The 18,433-nt window shown below is 40.5% G+C and carries 15 protein-coding genes; 3 read left to right on the top strand and 12 right to left on the bottom strand.

What is annotated here, in order from left to right; genetic code table 11:
- Positions 1–21 precede the first annotated feature (21 nt).
- The 3 genes from AC2D6U_RS12535 to AC2D6U_RS12525 all read left to right on the top strand — a co-directional run bounded on the left by AC2D6U_RS12535 (position 22) and on the right by AC2D6U_RS12525 (position 4,020).
- Positions 22–1,608, top strand: coding sequence for a capsule assembly Wzi family protein (locus tag AC2D6U_RS12535; RefSeq protein ID WP_484721330.1), 1,587 nt, complete (start codon positions 22–24; stop codon positions 1,606–1,608).
- Positions 1,609–1,705: 97 nt separating this feature from the next.
- Positions 1,706–3,142, top strand: a complete 1,437-nt coding sequence (locus AC2D6U_RS12530) for a flippase (protein ID WP_484721329.1) — start codon at positions 1,706–1,708, stop codon at positions 3,140–3,142.
- Entirely contained in the window at positions 3,139–4,020 is an 882-nt protein-coding gene (locus tag AC2D6U_RS12525) for a glycosyltransferase (protein ID WP_484721328.1), read from the top strand. The genes AC2D6U_RS12530 and AC2D6U_RS12525 overlap by 4 nt, the downstream gene beginning before the upstream one ends.
- Here AC2D6U_RS12525 and AC2D6U_RS12520 read toward each other — a convergent pair.
- The 12 genes from AC2D6U_RS12520 to AC2D6U_RS12465 form a co-directional block, all read right to left on the bottom strand.
- On the bottom strand, positions 4,010–5,125 hold the full coding sequence (locus tag AC2D6U_RS12520) for a DUF1972 domain-containing protein (RefSeq protein ID WP_484721327.1): 1,116 nt from the start codon (positions 5,123–5,125) through the stop codon (positions 4,010–4,012). The genes AC2D6U_RS12525 and AC2D6U_RS12520 overlap by 11 nt on opposite strands.
- Positions 5,118–6,194 carry an acyltransferase family protein gene (locus AC2D6U_RS12515; protein ID WP_484721773.1) on the bottom strand — a complete coding sequence of 359 codons (1,077 nt, stop codon included), beginning with the start codon at positions 6,192–6,194 and terminating at the stop codon, positions 5,118–5,120. The genes AC2D6U_RS12520 and AC2D6U_RS12515 overlap by 8 nt, the downstream gene beginning before the upstream one ends.
- Positions 6,184–7,311 carry a glycosyltransferase family 4 protein gene (locus tag AC2D6U_RS12510; RefSeq protein WP_484721326.1) on the bottom strand — a complete coding sequence of 376 codons (1,128 nt, stop codon included), beginning with the start codon at positions 7,309–7,311 and terminating at the stop codon, positions 6,184–6,186. Before AC2D6U_RS12510 ends, AC2D6U_RS12515 begins: the two co-directional genes overlap by 11 nt.
- Positions 7,312–7,340: 29 nt before the next feature.
- Positions 7,341–8,459 (bottom strand): glycosyltransferase family 4 protein, encoded by a 1,119-nt coding sequence (locus AC2D6U_RS12505; RefSeq protein WP_484721325.1) that lies wholly within the window; start codon positions 8,457–8,459, stop codon positions 7,341–7,343.
- Positions 8,456–9,883: an O-antigen ligase family protein gene (locus tag AC2D6U_RS12500; protein ID WP_484721324.1), complete on the bottom strand. Its 1,428-nt coding sequence runs from the start codon at positions 9,881–9,883 to the stop codon at positions 8,456–8,458. The genes AC2D6U_RS12505 and AC2D6U_RS12500 overlap by 4 nt, the downstream gene beginning before the upstream one ends.
- 62 nt (positions 9,884–9,945) lie before the next feature.
- Entirely contained in the window at positions 9,946–10,878 is a 933-nt protein-coding gene (locus tag AC2D6U_RS12495; protein ID WP_484721323.1) for a glycosyltransferase family 2 protein, read from the bottom strand.
- Positions 10,875–11,789, bottom strand: a complete 915-nt coding sequence (locus AC2D6U_RS12490) for a sulfotransferase family protein (protein ID WP_484721322.1) — start codon at positions 11,787–11,789, stop codon at positions 10,875–10,877. The genes AC2D6U_RS12495 and AC2D6U_RS12490 overlap by 4 nt, the downstream gene beginning before the upstream one ends.
- A gap of 10 nt (positions 11,790–11,799) precedes the next feature.
- Positions 11,800–12,822, bottom strand: a complete 1,023-nt coding sequence (locus AC2D6U_RS12485; protein WP_484721321.1) for an NAD-dependent epimerase/dehydratase family protein — start codon at positions 12,820–12,822, stop codon at positions 11,800–11,802.
- A 127-nt stretch (positions 12,823–12,949) separates the two neighbouring features.
- On the bottom strand, positions 12,950–14,008 hold the full coding sequence (locus AC2D6U_RS12480; RefSeq protein ID WP_484721320.1) for an exopolysaccharide biosynthesis protein: 1,059 nt from the start codon (positions 14,006–14,008) through the stop codon (positions 12,950–12,952).
- A gap of 1 nt (position 14,009) precedes the next feature.
- Positions 14,010–16,580, bottom strand: a complete 2,571-nt coding sequence (locus tag AC2D6U_RS12475; RefSeq protein ID WP_484721319.1) for an SLBB domain-containing protein — start codon at positions 16,578–16,580, stop codon at positions 14,010–14,012.
- A 29-nt stretch (positions 16,581–16,609) separates the two neighbouring features.
- The gene (locus AC2D6U_RS12470) at positions 16,610–17,737 is read right to left on the bottom strand and encodes a glycosyltransferase family 4 protein (protein ID WP_484721318.1); all 1,128 of its coding nucleotides are present in this window, start codon (positions 17,735–17,737) and stop codon (positions 16,610–16,612) included.
- Between the two features lie 30 nt (positions 17,738–17,767).
- Positions 17,768–18,433, bottom strand: coding sequence for a sugar transferase (locus tag AC2D6U_RS12465; RefSeq protein WP_484721317.1), 666 nt, complete (start codon positions 18,431–18,433; stop codon positions 17,768–17,770).

The following is an 18,433-nucleotide window of genomic DNA, read 5'->3' as shown; positions in this document are numbered from 1 at the left end:
CTATTACTTTGCTTCTGTCAAGTGAATAAAATCTTTGCACAAGGACAACTACTAGTAGGAAGTGCACAAGAGGAATACCTTCGTCGTCAGCAACTTTTAGGTAAGTACGACACCCTTTCCTCTTTTTTGATCAGACCCATCGATGCTGCATTACCAGACACTTCTTTTTACAAAAGAATTCCTTTGGCATCCTGGCTGGATATCAGCCTTTTGCCTATCAGCGTGCAAACTCGCTATATGGACAAACACCCCTACAGTTGGAATGACGGATCAATGTTGCCGTTAAGTGGCTATCAACAACTGTTCAGTGCTGGTTTCGCGCTAAAATCAGGTCCATTACATATTCAATTCTACCCTGAATACCACTTTGGAGAAAATCAACCTTACGAAGGTTTCCCATTGAATGCGGGAAACGTCTTATGGCAACGCTATTTCAATAGTCAACTCAATTTCATCGATACACCGGAGACATTCGGTGCTTCACCAATTTCTGCTTTTTATCTCGGCCAGAGCTTCATCAAATTGGATGTAGGCCCGATGCAATTGGGTTGGTCAAATCAGAACATATGGTGGGGGCCAGGTAAAAGAAATTCGCTAGTAATGTCGAACAACGCCAGAGGTTTCCAGCATCTTACCCTCAATACACGTCGGCCAATTCGAACTCCCATCGGAAGCTTCGAACTGCAAGTGATCGGAGGGCGATTAGAGAATTCGGGTTTCGATCCCCCAAATGCCTTCTTTGTTCAAAACGGAAGTTTTGTATTCAGAGATAAAGACCCAGATTGGCGATACCTTTCTGGCTTTACGATGAATTATCAACCCAAATGGATCAAAGGGCTTTCACTAGGGGCATCACGAGTCGTTCAGCAATACAGTGCGACAGCCAATGAAAATAACGATTGGTTTGGTAGTTTTTCCAACCTGTTTAGAAGTAACGACGCCTTCAATGACATTGTTAGGGATCAACTCGCAAGTCTGTACATCAGGTACTACTCTACCAAGGCGAACACGGAATTTTATTTCGAGTTTGCTCGAAACGATGCAGCTTTTGATTTCAGGGATTTCTTCATAGAACCCAATCACTCTGCAGGTTATTTGTTTGGTTTCACCAAACTGTTCCCTTTTCAAAAGAAAGAGAATCAATTCATTGAAGCAAATGCCGAATGGACAATCCTAGAACAAAGCACAAGTCGTATGTTTAGGAATGCTAGTACATTCTATATCCACAGTAGAGTTAGGCAAGGGTACACAAATCGTGGAGAAATACTAGGAGCAGGTATAGGGCCTAGCAGCAATAGTCAAACCTTATCTGTCAGCTATGTGGAAGATTTAAACAAACTCGGCATACGGCTAGAAAGATATACCCACAATGAAGATCTATTCATAGATCTTTTATCTGACACTGAAGATTGGATGCGTCCTTGGGTGGACATTAGTGCAGCTGTTTTTGGAGCTGTTCAATTGAATAAGGTTCTTATTGAAGGAGAATTCAATTACATTGAATCGTTAAATTACCAATACCAAATTATTAAAACCACTGGTTTTGAACCTGGTTATATTGATGTAAATAATTACAGTCTCCAGTTCAACCTGCACTATTTCTTTTAGTACTATACTTTTTTTGTAAAGAAATAATGTACTCCATAAGCGAAAATCAATTCATGGAAAAAGTAAGTTTGTAAGTACAGAACTTTGAATTAGATCTTTGGGCATTCGTCGGAATTACTTTTATCAAATCACACTGAATGGGATAAACATTTTATACCCATTGATCACCTTCCCTTATGTCGCCCGCGTTTTACAACCCGAAGGACTCGGAGAGGCACAGTTCGCCTTCAACCTTGCTCTTTATTTTAGCGTAATTGCCTCCTTTGGTATTCCGTTCTATGGCATCAAAGAAATTGGTAGAAGTCGAAATGATCAATTAGCACTACAGCGGACTTTTTCTGAGCTATTGGTGATCAGTTTTTTGACTGCATTTCTGAGTCTGTCCATTTATCTATTAGCACTAGGTTATGTGCCTAATTTGGATGTAAAAGAGAGTTTTTCATTAGTTTGTGGTGTATTGATCCTCTTTGCTCCATTGAATGTAGATTGGTTCTTTAGTGGCCTAGAAGAATTTAAGGTGATTACCCTACGATCTGTCGCCATAAAACTGATCTCCCTGTTCTTGCTCTATGGTTTTGTGAAAAATGAAGGCGATGTGCTTGTTTATTTAGCAATACTGACCTTCAGTTACGTCGGCAATTACTTACTCAATCTATTCTTGATTCGGAAGAAAGTGAGTCTGACTTTCAATGGTCTCTCTCTCAGAAGACACCAAAAACCCCTGTTGTTTATTCTATCCTCAACATTTGCAACTACCGTCTACACGTCTCTGGACAGCGTAGTCCTTGGCCTCTTGAGCAATGATTATCAGATTGGTTTGTATAGCGCAGGGGTAAAACTTTCTAAAGTCTGTATCCCTATCGTTACTGGACTAAGCGCCGTTTTAATTCCGAGCATTTCTCAGGCCATCAAGGCCAATGATAAGCTATATGAAATTCGAATGATTTCCAAAAGCTTTTCTTTCATCCTTTTTTTAGGGATTCCCATATCACTAGGCTTATTTACCTTTAGAGAACTTTTTATCTCTGTCCTTCTTGGAATTGAATACATGGAAGCCATCTCAAGTATGGCCTATCTTAGCTTCCTACCACTGTTCATTGGACTAGGCTACCTGTTTGGCTTGCAAGTATTAGTCCCAAACAATCTAAATCGGTCACTTTTTTTGGCTACACTGCTTGGTGTCATTGTCTTTATTCTGACGAATTGGGTCTTTACTAAAGAACTTGGTGCTACGGGCGCTTCTATTGCCATATTAGCAACTGAAATAGTTGTTACAATTTCTTACATTTTCTTCTGTCCTAAGTACCTTATTGCCAATCTACCCTATAAAGAGGTGTTTTTTGGTTTAGCCTCGGCATTAACATTCTTTTTAGTCCATGCCGCACTACAAAAGATAGAACTACACTCCATTCTTGAACTCATTTTAAGTATTCTGCTCTCGGCGAGCATCTATTTTGCGATTCAACATTATATCTTTAAAAACACCTTGGTCAATACCTTAATAGCGACCATTAGATCAAAGACAAGTGCATGAGTAGTTGCTCCATCCGTGTAGTTATGGTGACCTTCAATGGTGATGCTTTCATTCAAGAACAACTCAATAGCATTGCCCAACAACAATGTCTTGAGCGTCTTCATATTCAAGATGATTACTCCAACCCTCATTTCTATTCAAAGTTAAAAACGCTTTGTTCTGAAAAATTCCCTCAATTTACCATTGATCGAAACAATGAAACACTTGGTGTTATTTCGAACGTTAAGAAAGCCATTCGTCTCAATTTGGATGCTGAATTCATTGCATTAAGTGACCAAGACGATATCTGGCAGACAGAGAAGCTCAATACCCTGTATTCGTTTATCATGAATTCCTCTCCAGATATTCCTACCCTTGTCTATCATGATTCAAAGGTGATTGATGCTAAAGGAACCGTCATCCATGATTCATTTTGGAACTTGTTAGGTCAAAGTCATTACGAGCACCGGTTGGAAACGTTCTTATTCGGGAATTTTGTAACAGGAGGGAGTAGTTTATTCAATAAGGCAGTAAGTAAGATCGTACATACAATTCCTGAAGACCTCGAAACACTTCATGATGCTTGGTTAGCCTTGTATGCTTTGACATTTGGAGAAATCATTAGAGTTGAGCAGGCACTGAATGAATACCGCTTTCACGATCACAACGTGGCTTTTAAAGAACAGCCCAAAGAGAAAAGGGCTAAAAAAAGGATAAAGAAAACTGAAGACTTTTTGAAAGATGAGCTCTTACTAGCAGAAAGATTCTATTTGACTTTCGGTGATCAAATGGCCAATCGCGAACGCCAAATTTTCGAGCATTTTTTAACCCTAAAGAATAAACCTTACCTCATTAAAAGAATTCGAAAGCACCTTACATTGAAAAAATTCAAGGCTTGAGAAGACCCTTGAATACCTGCTGATATTGCTCAACAATATGTGGCCAGCTGTATTTGGCAGAGACACCGTAAACTGACGCTTTTTTCATTTTTGCCATTTCTTCCATTTTCGCGTCCATCAAATCAATCAATGATGTAACCGAGCCAATGTCCTTTTTGAAGAACTTACCAAACTCACCATTCTGCAACATCTCTCGATTAAAAACGGTATCTAAAGCCAAAATGGCTGATCCGTATGCCATGGCCTTGATCATGGTAGGGTTTGTACCACCATATTCATGTCCATGAAAATAACCATAGGCATTGTGATACAGCTCCGCTAAGGCTTCCTGATCTTTGACATAACCAGTAAAAACCAAGCGATCATCTTGCGTTGCTTTGATTCGATCCGCATAGTCATCTTTGTATGGCACATCGCCCACAACCACCAACTTTCTTTTGCTTTTCGATGCTACAAACCCATCAACGATCAAGTCAGCGTTATTATCGGGAATTAACCGCCCAACAATCAAATAGTAAGCTTCTCTCTCAAGGTCCCATTGCTCAATTAACTCTGGTTTCGACGAATCCTTGATTTCGGCACCATATGCAATGACAGTAGAGTCTTTTTTAAAAAGCTCTAGGTATACCTTTCGCATCTCCTCAGCATCCGTTATGATCTGATCATATAACCTAGTGGCAATTTTTGAAGACCATTTGAAATAGCGCGCACCCAGACCCTTCCACTTAGGTCTCAACCATTCTAACCCATCCACATTAATAGCAGTAGGTTTCCCAAAGAGTCTCGCTAAAAGCCCGAAAGGTCCATTTGCTGAATTCACCACAAAGATGACATTAGCTTCACTGCGACACGCGTGCCACATAGACAAGGCTGTGTGCGTTAATTGGCTTAGAGACTTTTTTTCAATTGTCGGTTGATAAACCAAATTCACCCCATTGACCTCTTTAGGCCTCTCTTCAAAGAGATTTTTATGACAATAAACGGTAACGGTAACACCATTCTGAACGAGTCCCTCTGCGAGATGCCGAACTAATGTTTCGTACCCACTGTAAACATAGGGGTAGCCTCTAGAGCCCAAAATTGCAACGTGGAGCTGCTTATCCATTTTTTGCCAATTTAGCTCTTAAGAAACTCATTCCAGGACGCTCAACCCACATGTAGGTGAAGTGTGATGTGATCACCACAGTCAGTAACACCAATATAATTCCCAGATAAGCAAGTCCTGCACTTGGTTCAAGACCTATCACATTCCAAGCAAACTGATAAAATGTCCAAAGAATAATAAAATGCATGAGATAAACAGAATATGAGATCTTACCCAAAAACTGGAATAAGGAAGTCTTTAACCCTCTTGATAACAGGCCCGATTCATTAGAAAACACTAAGATTCCATAAAAATAAAGAGGTGGCAATATTAAGTTCGTCAACTCGGTGACAGAGTAATGAATTTGATAAAATGAAGTGACCAGGAGGACCAAAAAAAGCCATTCATGGTACCCATTGAATCGCTTGCTGAGTGTTTTCATTTGAAAAGCAAGAACACCAGTTGCAAAGCCTAAAATCCCACGGACAAAACCATAGTCACTGGCAAACATATACCTTCCCTGATCTAGAATAAAGAGCAGTGAAAGAACTACTAAGATTACGTGCGGCCATTTGGCCTGCTTGAAAAAAAGCACAATAATACCGAATATAAGATAAGAGATCATCTCTGCTGATATAGACCATGAAGGAGGGTTCATGCCAGCTGTTGACGAAATCAATGGAGTTGAGTTTAAAAAAGTCAGAGGTTCTACAATATCGATCCAATAATCTTTCCAACCATAGTCAGGTGTATCAAAAGTAAAGCCTGCTACCAATGCATATCCCTTTAACCCCATGTACAAGATGACCGTAAAAAGCAAGAGTGGATAGAGTCTCGCAAATCTCTTTGCCACATAAGTTCTTAAATCAATTGCTGTATGAATACGGGTCAGGTAATTCGCAGCAATTACGAAGCCACTCAACACAAAAAACAAATCCACAAAAGCATAAGAGGTACTGATGAAAAACTGATTCCGAAAAACACCCACTGGATCGAAAAAAGGCAAGCTGTAATGGTAGAAGATAACCATGATCGCAGCGATGCCCCTCATTCCATCTAAGGCCTCATATCGTTGTACCTTACCCTGCACTATTCTCAATAAGTTTCAGCATGTTCCTTTTGAAAGCCTCTTCAGAAAACTGTTCCTCCACACGTTTAGCACCTTTTTGACCCATAATACTGAGTATTTTTCGATCAATCAGTACATCATATATGCGTTTAGCCGACGCTTCTGGATCGTTCCAAGGAATATGTACACCTGTAACTTGATCAACAACCATTTCGAGTGCGCCTCCGTGAGCCGTTGCTGCCACGGGTTTTGCCTTTGACATTGCTTCCAATACGGTAGTAGGCAAAGGGTCTGGCAAAATGGAAGGCAATACGAACAAATCAAAGGAGTCCAAGACGTGCCCGATGTCTTTTCTAAACCCCAAATTGATCACATCCTCATTCAATCCCAATGATTGACATTTGTTTTTGATCTCATCATACAGGTACTCATATCCGGGAAATGCATCCCCAACCATTACATACTTTGCATTAACCCCCAGCTGTTTCAATGCATGCGCAATTTCAAGGAAGTACACTTGCCCTTTCCAAAAATGAACTCTAGCTATCATCCCAATGACAAGATCAGCAGATGTAATAGCCTCTTTGATTTCACCATGCTCTACTTCATCCAAATAGGTGAAATCAAATCCATTGTAAATTTGAACGATTCTAACGTTGCGAAGATGCGGTTGCCAGTGCTCTTTCACCGCCTGACTAACGACAATAACCTCTGCAAATGAACGTCTGGCCAACCAGCTAACAGTTTGGGTGAGAAACCTAGGCCTCTGAATAATTTCATGCAGATGCCAGAGGTGCCTAAGCTTAAACTTCCTCGCTAATAAGGCCCCGACCCAAACGCCCGCAGTATTGGTATAAATGGTATCGATCTGATGCTTTTTAATGAGCTTAGATAGCTCCCGTTTAGATTTGACCATTGTTCGAAAACGATTTACAATTCCGGAGAAGGAGAAGTACTTACGCCTTAGTATGGCCAATGGCTTAATGTACACCTTAATTTCTTCCTCCTCGAATGCATGAACTAATGGTCCGGGTGCAGAAAGAACCAAAATGGGCTCAAGACCTTTCTCCCGGAATAAAACGGCCACTTGTAAAAGCACTCTTGATGCACCGTATAGATCAGAGCTTGCGTGAAGCATCAGTATAGATTTGCTGGGCCTTCTCTTTTTCACACGTATTTTGTCATTAATTGCTCAAGATCGGCAATGTAGTTTTGGCGATCAAAATGCCTGAGTCTTTCTGTTCCCTTTTTTATGTACGCTTGTCGAAGTTGCTCATTTTGGTAAAGATCCACCAACCCTTGAGTCAACTCATCCACGTCGTTTTGATCAAAAACCAATACCGCGTCCCCGCCAACTTCTACCAAGGCGGGTTGATTCGAGATCAAAACCGGACATTGATAAGCAAAAGCCTCCAGCACGGGATAACCGAAACCCTCATTCGTAGAAGGGAATACATAAGCTGCAGCATTAGCATATAATGCCGCAATTTCCTGATCACTCAAATAACCAGGTAATAGAACGTCAAGCACCAAATTGTGACTCACAATTTGTTCTTTCATAGAAGGTAAAGCGCTCATGGTTTGACCTGAAGGTTCTGAACCAACCAATACAAGCTTCACTTGCTCATGACCTCTTAGTGCTTTAAAGTTTGCAAAAGCATCGATCAATGTCTTGAGGTTTTTTCTTAGTTCGAAAACCCCAACATGCAAAAAGTAATTCCTTTTTTTCAAGTCTAAACTTGATACTATGTCCTTGTCGGGTTCAATGGGCGTTCTCTGTGCATTATGCAATACGTCTATTGCACTTGTCGAAGGCAATACGCTTTTCAATTGATCCTTACTGTGATTCGAAATAGTTAATATGGACGACCTACCTCGAAGGCCAGCTTTTATCATTCGCTGAAAATAAAACCACCACATCTTTCCATATCGCTCTGGGTTTTGCCAAAAAAAAGCATCGTGGAAAACAATGATTTTGTGAACATCCAAAGCGGTCATGGGTGCATAGTAATCCGGCAGAAGCAAAACATCTGCATTCAGCCTTTTTACCTCCTTAGGAAGACTGAATTGCTTAAAATAAAAATACTTCCATTGTTCTCTAAGGCGGTTCCATTTCGAGTTACTTTCTTCTAATTCTGATGATCCTAGCTCAGGGAAAAAGTAATACTCAAACTCCTTGGAGTGATTTGACAAAATCAAGGCAACTAGCTCTTCGACATATTTGCGAATTCCTGTTTTTGCAATTCGTAATTGGTAGGTATCAATTAGCACCCTTGCCTTCTTCATGCTTTTACAAATTGAGAAAAAGAAGTCGGCCTTTCAATTTCCTTAAACGCCAAAGAATGTTTTAACTGAATAGCGTGGCCAATCATCCACCAGGCCAAATAAGCCACCAAATTATAGATCTCAGCATTGGCTGTCATTAGGGACATGAAAAATGCAACCTTAAATGAAGCCGTTATGAAAGGAATGATGCTTGACTCTTGTCCTTTAAGCTCTTGAAATACATTCTTTGAAATGACAATTGATTTGACAACCAGCCACAAATAGATCAGCAGCCCGACAATGCCGAACTGCACACCAAAGACGATGAATTGATTTTCGCCACCCACCTGAAGCTCCGGATCGACGCCTCCTGCATTTCCACTAGTCGCCATGCCAATTCCTTCGGGACTTATGAGCATGCTTTCAATCCCTTCTAGCCAATCGACTAAATGACCAACGCTCGACGGGTCTGCTAGCGTGAATGTATCAATGATAAAAAAGCGTAGATCGTCATTTCCGAAGAAAAATGGAATGGCTAAAAATACCAGTGTGACGATCGCCGAAGCCAAGATATATCGCCAATAGCCATAGAGATAACCAATAAATACCAGCATCAAGAAAAAGCCTGCGAGCGGAGCGCGTGAAAAGGAAAAAACTAGGCATATAAAAGAAATTACTGCTACGGGAGCGTAGAGCCAACGTCTCTCTTTCCACAAACTGGCGAGGATGAAACTTGTGGCAAAGGCAAGGACAGAAACTGTTGCCAATTCTAAGGGACTAGCAAAAAATGAGGCAAAACGTTTCGCACCACTATTGGCTTGAAAAGTATATTGTAGCCCGTAGCTTCCTGTAGGTTCACCTCCCTTCGCAATGACATAATCCGTGTACCCTATCATTGATTGAAAATGAGTATTTGATAATTTTTCAATCAGCACAATTGGAAAAGCGAGAACAACCAATAAAAGAATGAAATGTGCTAAGGTCTTGACATCGGAAGGAGACAAGCGCATATTTCTTCCCAGAAAGTACATTCCCGCTAGCATCAAAAGATTTTTGAAATAGATGGTCTTGTTGATAAAAGTAGCAGGACCAATAGGAAGAATATAGAAAATCACAAGGATTGCAAAGAACAAGATCACAGCATAGTCGTAGCGATAGAGAAAGAAATCTCTTCGAACAATCCCCTTGGTATAGAAGAACCAAGCGACGATAGCAAAAAATACATAAAGCTCCTTGAGGTAACTGATCGATTCGGCTATAATGGCACTTTTTGTGACCTCAAATGTCACGATCTGCAGTGTTGCGTTTGAAGCCAAAAAGTAGACCAAAAAAAGAATGGCAAAGATCAACTTACCTTCAAAAAGAATCTTCTTGATACTTAAAAGACCCAAAGTAACTAGTGTGGTACCAAAAAAAAGAAAAGATATGAGTGAAACTAGATTCATTTGAGATCGACTACGAAGATAAACTTTTCTTTAAGCTATACCCAAAAGCTAGAAAACCAAAGTCATCTGACTGAAGGCCGTCTGTCATCCAACAATGGCGTACATAGACCCTCCTTAAGTGCCCTCCAAGTATACCTTAATTTTTTAAAACGCCTTTTCAGCAGAAAGAATGTCAAGTAAATGATACAGGCAGCGATTTGATAAACTAATGCGGTCAAATAAGACAACCCGGATATATGTTTTCTAAGGACAAAAAGCTTATTTCTTCGATTGAAATAAATTCGCCTTGGACTTCTGGTCCCTTCCCTGGTTTTCTCCTTTAGCTTTGCAGTTGCTCCTTCGAAATGATAGATTCTAGCATCTGGAACATACAAAAGCTTTAATCCCGCCTTTCTTGCCCTGATAGACCAATCTACATCCTCAGACATTATGAAAAACTGCTCATCAAGAAACCCAACCTCCTCGAAAGAGCGCCTACTCATCATTAATGCACAGCCAGTGATCCAGTCTACCTCTTTCAGCTCATCAAATTGTCCAATATCTTTTTGTCCATGGCCAACAGAAATCGATTTGGCATATCGTTTAACAAATTTTCCACCAGCATTCCAAAGCACTTCAGGATCCCGCATCGTATAGATCTTGGGTTGAACTGCACCAATACGATCCCTCTTGAAAGCCTCAATCAACGGATTCAAAAAACCAGAATCGACGGTAGTATCATTATTCAATAATAAAAAGTAGGAGCACCCTAGCTCGTAGGCATATGTCAAACCAATATTATTGCCTCCAGCAAAGCCAATGTTCTCTTTATTTTTAATCAAATGAATATCCTCAACCTCCTCGAGCATCCTCACCTCTTTCTCATCACTAGCATTATCGACCACAATAATCTCTAGATCTCCTTGCTTAGTATTTTTAAGTGAACGAATACATTTGATGGTATGCTCCCAACCATTCCAATTCAACAATATGACGGCGACTTTATTCTGCATCATGCCCTCCAACGACTAACATCAACATCAAAATCATCAGCAAGTTGTTTATTCCATGGCTGAAAGTAGGCGGTTAGCCCGTCTAATAATGAAGGAGACATGGAAGGTTTCTTAGAGCTGTATTGTAAGCGACTATAAGTCCTTTTCAATCCATTCAGTAAAGAAATCTGGTTACCCATTCTCTCATAGGTTTGATGTAGTAAGTAATGCAGTTTCGGATTGCGAACAGAGCGAGTTGGATTACTTTGGCCGACTCCTTTAGGTAATACTACTTCATTCAATGTCAAAAACGCTAGCACCTCCTTCCAAATGGCCTGAGGATCTGATTTTAGCTCCTCAAAGGTAAGGACTAAAAATTGATCTTTGTCCAGTACTTTTTGCCACATACTGAGGAAGGTATGATATTGGGAGAACTTCAATTCATGACTCATAGAATAAAATGCACGTTCATTCTTACAAAAAGGCTTGAGATCGTTTAACCTATCGGTCAACAGTAATTCTTGATACGCTTCAAAACTGATCCCCTCTATTGAGGCAAGGTTATTGGCCGTGTAATTGAACGATGAGTAGATACGTTCTGCCGGGTCTCTTAGAATGAAAATAAACTTAGGTTTCAAATTAGAAGCAGCCAATTCTTTAGCAAGTCCTTTCTGATACATCGTTTGGGTGCTCCCATCCAAATGCAAAGCATTCTCGATAAAAGGTGCATAGAAGGCTTGATAGCTTTTTTGCGGATTGGAAAGGTTTGCCTGATTATGGGGGCTATCTGCATCCATATAAAATGCAGGTTCTTTATTGTTGGCTCCTTGAATGCGTGGGTGCTCATTGAGCATATCGAACAAGGTAGTGGTGCCAGCTTTAGGTGCCCCTGCTAAAAATATATCAGGATAGATGCGCTCCTTATCTCTGAGCATAAATAGGGGTCTATTGGTTTTTCAACTCTGGCTCAGATTCATTTTTCCAAAAGCCATAGATTCCATCTTCTAATTCGTATTTCGACCATCGAAAACGTTCTCGTTGTGGTTGACGTTGAGCCCATTCCCACATCGTCCTAAGCCCATCTTCCAGACTTGTCTTATCTTCATAGTCCAATAAGGCCACCGATTTTTTCCAGGTTGGATGAGCATTCTTGACCTCATGCCGTGCCTCATGATATTGAACCTCAGCATCTCCTATCACTTGCTTCAAAATGGCACAAGCCTCATTGATCGAATGGTACCTTGTTCCTCCCAAATTGATCACCTGCTTTGACGCTTTAGTTAAAGTTGCTGCTTTCCATAAAGGCAACAAACAGTCGTCCATATAGCTGAATGCTCTTTTCTGCTCGCCGTCTCCAAAAATTGACATCGGCTCTCCATTCAAATGTTGTGTCATCCAAATGCCCAGTACGTTCCGATAGGTGTCCCAAATGTTTTGCTTAATGCCATAAACATTGTGCGGTCGAATAATGCACCAATCCAATCCATGTTGCTCTCCGGCTACTTGAATATCCATTTCACAGGCATATTTAGCAATTCCGTAAGGATCGATCGGCTGAGGTTGGTCGGCTTCATCAAAGGGAGGCTTTCCATGGCCATAAACCGCCATTGAACTAGTAAAGACCAAACGCTTCACTTGTGCCTTTATGCATGCATTGATGACGTTTGCTGTCGCGACTAGATTGTTTTGGTAATTGTACTTTCGGATAAATGGAGAGAGACCCTCCGCAGCATAGGCTGCAAAATGATAGAGGTAGTCCGGTTGGTATTGTTCGCAAACCTTAATCAATTTTTCATCTGCGCAATCCATTTCATAAAATCTCACCTTTTCATTTACATTGCTGAGATATCCTCCGCTAAGGTTGTCGACTCCAATCACTTGTGCATCAGGTACATTTTCTACCAACCAATCGGCCATTCTACTACCCAGCAATCCGGCTACGCCCGTGATCAATATGGTTTGCGCCATGAATTTTAAGTTTTATTGTTGGGCCAAATTAAATAGCAATCCAGTGATTCACTAGTTTAAATAAGGAAAGTTAAGGGAGGAAAGAGGGGGAAAGATGATTAGCTGGTGAGATTTTGCGAAGCAATGCCTATGATTCTTTCATAGCCATTTCATAAAATCGCTTAAAGGAGAAATAAAGCAGCGCTAATACGCCACCAGCGAGTAAGCCTATGATCAAAGTTTTGGAAAATTTCCATCGATCATCAGGCAGCGGGAGAACTGGATAATCAATGATCTGAATCAGGGGTGTATTGTTTCGATGGGAGATCTTAGCCAACTCTAAATTCGTTACCACGGTTTCATAAATGGCCGTGCTCGCTGCAATGTCTATCATGAGTTTTTGCTCGTCTACTAATACCGTTTTATATAATGGATTTCTGTTTGGTGCTGCTTCCTGCAGCTCAGCCAGTTTCAGGATTGCTCCATCCAATACCATTTTGACACTATCGGATTGACGCTGAAGAATCGCCAAGTTCTCTCCTGACTTTTGAGTACGTGTTTGCTTATAAAAAGAGTTTACATTCTTTACCAGCTCTTCATTAAAAGCCTTCGCCAAATAAGGATCTTCATTTGCAACCACTACATTCAGTATGCTCAATTTTCGGTTGGGTTTAGAAATGACCAACATGTCCTTTCTGATATCATCGCTGAATTCAAGTAGTAAGCTATCCTGCAATCGGCTTTCACCAAAATTGGTTGAGGCAAAACTAAGCCCTTCAAGGGGGCTGCTTTTCCACTTTTTGGGATATTCTTTATTCTGCATGTATCGCTCCACCAATAACTGCTTGCCTTCCGGAAAGTCCGCACTACTGAGTAAGGTTTGAACGATCATCCGGTTCGATCGGTAGAGTTCCTGCACGTTGTCAATTTGAAACAAATCGCTTCCGTCAGTTAATCCTCCCAAGTTGACGCCGGCAATGGATGCCAGCGAGGAGATCTCATTTAAACCGGAATCCCCATTTTGTAAAACAAATGATGTTTGCGCCCTATACGTTTTGTCCCCTAAATAATTAAAAGCAATGAGAAGAATGGTGATGCAAAGAGTAATAACAAAAACACCCTTCCACTGACCAATCAGGTAGTGTACGAATGCCCTAAGACTCGAAACAAGTTCTTTAAAAGTAAACTGATCTGGTCTATTGCTCATTCTAGTTGAAGTTGATTTGACTGATCAGTAACGCTACAGTAGCCAAACCCGAGGTGATGGCTAACGCCTGTTGAACCCCTAAGGGGTTTTTAGGCCCTTTAGTAGGAATAATAATATCCGAACCTGGTTCTACTTTAGGATAGTTTTTAAAGAAAAGAAAGTGTTTGGTTCGAGCTACTTCGCCATTCGGATAGATCACATAAGTTTTATTGCGCTTGGCTCTCGCCGCAAAACCACCTGCTTGGTTAATGTAGTGCTTGGCACTTCGTGAATTATCCACTTTGAGTGTAGTTGGAAATACAATACTTCCTCTGATCCTGACTGTTTCGGAATTCTTTGGGATCACTAACACGTCTCCATCCTCCAATAACAGGTCATTGTTTCCCTTGGGATCATCTAGAATCTTATCCAACCTAATGGCCACTGTTTCATAATTGCCAACCTGCACATTCGACTCGAGCCCGTTTCTCTCCCGAATATTCTGAAGCCGTTCGCTTTTAATCAGATTGGTGAATTGATCTGTTCTGGTCTTATCATTCTGCTCAAGATCTTGAATCTCTTTTGACAATCGTTCCCTCATCATTTGCTCATTTTCGGAAAGCAAACTTTGCGTGCTATCTAGTTTCTGCTTAATCCTCTTCAGTTTCTGTATGCGTGCCTGATTTTCCGATGGGGATTGATAATTTTCCGTTCTACGAATCAAAGTAGCCCCTTTTACGTAGGCCAACTCTTTCAATCCTCCCGCTCGTGCAATGATATCAGAAATGCGTTCCGTACGAGTGGTCAGGTCATATTCACCGGGATAAGACACCTCTCCCTCCACCATCACAGAAATGCGTGGTTCAAAATTCAGTTTTCTTCTTACTGTGATCTTATCAAAGGGCTGTATCACGAAATCCTCTGCAGTTTCTAAGGCTTCATTTACCGAAACATTCAAGATCTCTGACACTTCATCTTCGTCTCCCAACTTGAGTCTTGTGACTTCAATGTTGGAAAGTTCAGCGGTTAGTTTTAAGCCACCAGCTGCAAGTAATACATCTCCAATATTCATACCGTCACGATAAGGAATAACCGATGGTTGATTCACTTCTCCCCCAACCTCAACGATCGCCTCTTCATCCAGATCAAATTTTGAAAAAATGACCACCTTATCTTCTCTTTGCAGCTTAAGGTCTCTCTGACCACTCATTACAGCTAAGGGTGAAAAACTCAGGTTTTCTGTAGAAAAATCATCATTGGTTCGAATGATATAGGCCCTTTCTAAAAAAGCATCTCCTTTTAGTCCTGCCGCTCTCTCAATCAACGATTTCAGCGTTTTGGCCTGTTCCAAAGAGTAAGCCCCTGGCCTAAAAACCGCACCCTCAATGAGTATTCTATTTTCAAAACGATCCATTAAACGATCAACTGAAACCACATCGCCTGCTTGTAGAAAAATTGCCTCATATTGACTCTCGAACACATCGATCAAACTTTTTTGATCATTTGCATTTCGTTGTAACGAGATACGATCCGTCTTGGCGTTTTCTTTGAAACCTCCCGCATAGTTGATCAGATCTGCAACACTTTCATTTGCCTTCACTTCAAAAATACCCGGTCGCTTCAATGCACCCGTGATTTCCACGCGATTAGAATAGGCGCCAACCATGATCACATCTCCATTTTGTAAGGTCAAATTAGAATCAGTCACTCCTTTCATCAGAAATTCATATAAGTCAATTGTTTGCAGCAATTGATTATCACGGAAATGCTTAATGCTACGATAAGTTCCATTGTCGGTAATCCCACCGGCCAAGTAAAGTGCATTAAACGACGTATTGAATCCACTGACCTTGTAAGACCCAGGGGCAAAAACTTCACCAACAATATCAACCCGGATCGTTTTAATATTACCCAAAGACACCTTTAAAAAAATCGAAGGTGGACTGGAATTCAACCCAGCGTAAAATGTACCAAATCGGGTCTTTATTCTTTGTTCTGCCTCTTCTATGGTCAAGCCATTTACCGGAATAGGCCCAACATTACTAATGATAATGCTCCCATTTTGGGTGATTGTAGCTTCAAAATACTGCTCTGACTCACCATAAATGTCAATATACAGCTCGTCCCCAGCAGAAAGCTTATAATCATCTGGTGCAGATGTGTTTAAATCAGGCTCAAAAGACAACAATGAATTGGCCCCAAAAAACTCCGAGCCAAATATTCGATTCGACCTGCGAAGCGAGTCTAGAATCAACGACTCGGAAAAAATGTTCGGCATATCATTAACAGCCCTATCAATACTTCTATTGATTCCGTCTTGTCCTTGATTAACTCTAGATGAAGTAAGCGAAGTCAAACGCTTTTGCAGCACACGGGCATCTTCCATTGAGAGCCCTTGCAATTGTGCCATTTCGATCAATTCATCAGTACCTAATCCAAGCGATTTACTTCTCCTAAGTAAAGACTGGAGTTGAGTATCGCTCAATTCTTTGACATCAACACTTCCGAAATCAGGTAGTGTTTGTGCACCTAACTGGGTACTGGTGATACTAAATACAGCCAGTACAAGAATAAGGATGATTTGATTTCTCATTGAATATTTAAGCGCTGACGACATGAGCATTAACTAGCAAACTTGTCAAAGGAAACAACTTTATCCTTAGCTTTTCCTCTTCTGTTTTCCTCACGCAAGTCCTCTTTGCGTTTCTCAATGGCAGATCTGAAAATAGAATCAAGTATAATACTTAATGCAAGTGCAGTGACTACAATAGCGGGGATCACCACAGCATCCGAAAGATTCCTTAGTACCAATGCCAATAAAACAAAAATCACATTCACTGTTACCAAAATACCGGTGGCCTGAGCATGGTCACAGCCTAAACGAAGCAAGATGTGATGCGTGTGCATTCGATCGGGATGCATCGGGGATCTACCTCTCAATATTCTCTTAGTAAATACGCGCAAGGTATCAGCTAATGGCACTATTAAAACTGCCAAAGCTGTTCCAATGGAATTGTCAAAAGCAAAATCTGAAGTTTGTGATATCTCATGATTCTTATCTATGAATGCTATCGCCATTATTGAAAGAAAGAAGCCAATTAATAAAGATCCTGTATCACCCATAAATACCTTGGAGGGAGCCCAATTATAATTTAAAAAGGCGATCAAGGCCCCGGCTAATGCAAACGAAATTGTCGCAAAACCCATTTCGTCATTCAAGAAAAACCAAATACCGAAGAATAAAGAGGCCACGAGACCTACAACTCCTGCCAACCCGTCAATACCGTCAATCAAATTAAAAGCATTGGTTATTACGATTATGGTGAAGATCGAAAGGAAATAACTTAACATAATATTCATGGAACCACTTCCTAGCAAACCATAAAACGAGTCCAAACGTACATCATAAACGACTACTATGATCATAGCAGCAGCAACTTGACCAATGAGTTTCTGAACAGCTTTCAAATTGACCAAGTCATCTCGCAAGCCAATAATGAACATAATAGTGATCGCACTGATCACAAATTTCGTCTCACTCAATATTTCCAAAGGCGACCAAATGAGGACACCGATCATTAATCCAAGATAAATAGGCAACCCTCCCATTGAAGGAGTTTGAACTCTATGAATTTTTCTACCGCCTGGATCGTCCAAAAAGTTTCTTCGCCTGGAGAACTTTATGAAAACAGGAAACATCAAAAAAGTCACCAAAAGAGATGTCCCAAGAACCAAAATCTGAGCAGCCATAATTTACTTATCTGATACAAAGGTAATTACTTAGAACTTAGGTTCTTCGGGAAGTGAACTAAAAACTTTATAATGAATCTTTGATTTTGGAAATAAAATTACCCAAGCAGTAAGAAAAATGATGACTAGATCAATCCAAATTGAAGCATTCTCATTATACCACATCTCTAATTTCCCCTTATACGGAGCAATTACGTTTTTATAATATTCATGCGGATCAACTTTGGCATTACTAATTAATGATTCCTCATCGCGGAATACTATTGAGCCGATCCCGGTAAGCCCAGGTTTAGATGCATATATTTTCTCCTTTACATTCTCAGGATATGCATCAAAATTCTTCTGTACTAAAGGCCTTGGACCAACTAGGCTAATATCCCCAAGGATAATGTTGAAAATTTGAGGAAGTTCATTGAGTTTGGTTTTCCTTAAAAATCCTCCCATAGGTGTGATTCTCGGGTCATTCTTGAGCGTAATTACTCCAGTCCCAATGTTGGGACTATCCTTCAGCATTGTTGCAAATTTCAAGATATAAAAATCTCTATTCCTGTAACCCTTTCGTTTTTGCTTATACAAAATATAGCCTTCACCTGTCAATTTAAGACCTATCATTATAGGTAACAACAGTGGTAAAAGAAACAATGCAGCTAATACCGAAAGCACCAAGTCAATTGTTCTTTTTAAGAAACGATACAT

It is taken from the genome of Roseivirga sp. YIW32 (assembly GCF_057219245.1).
Note: the sequence above shows the minus strand (reverse complement) of the source record. Positions and strands in the feature narration are given on the sequence as shown.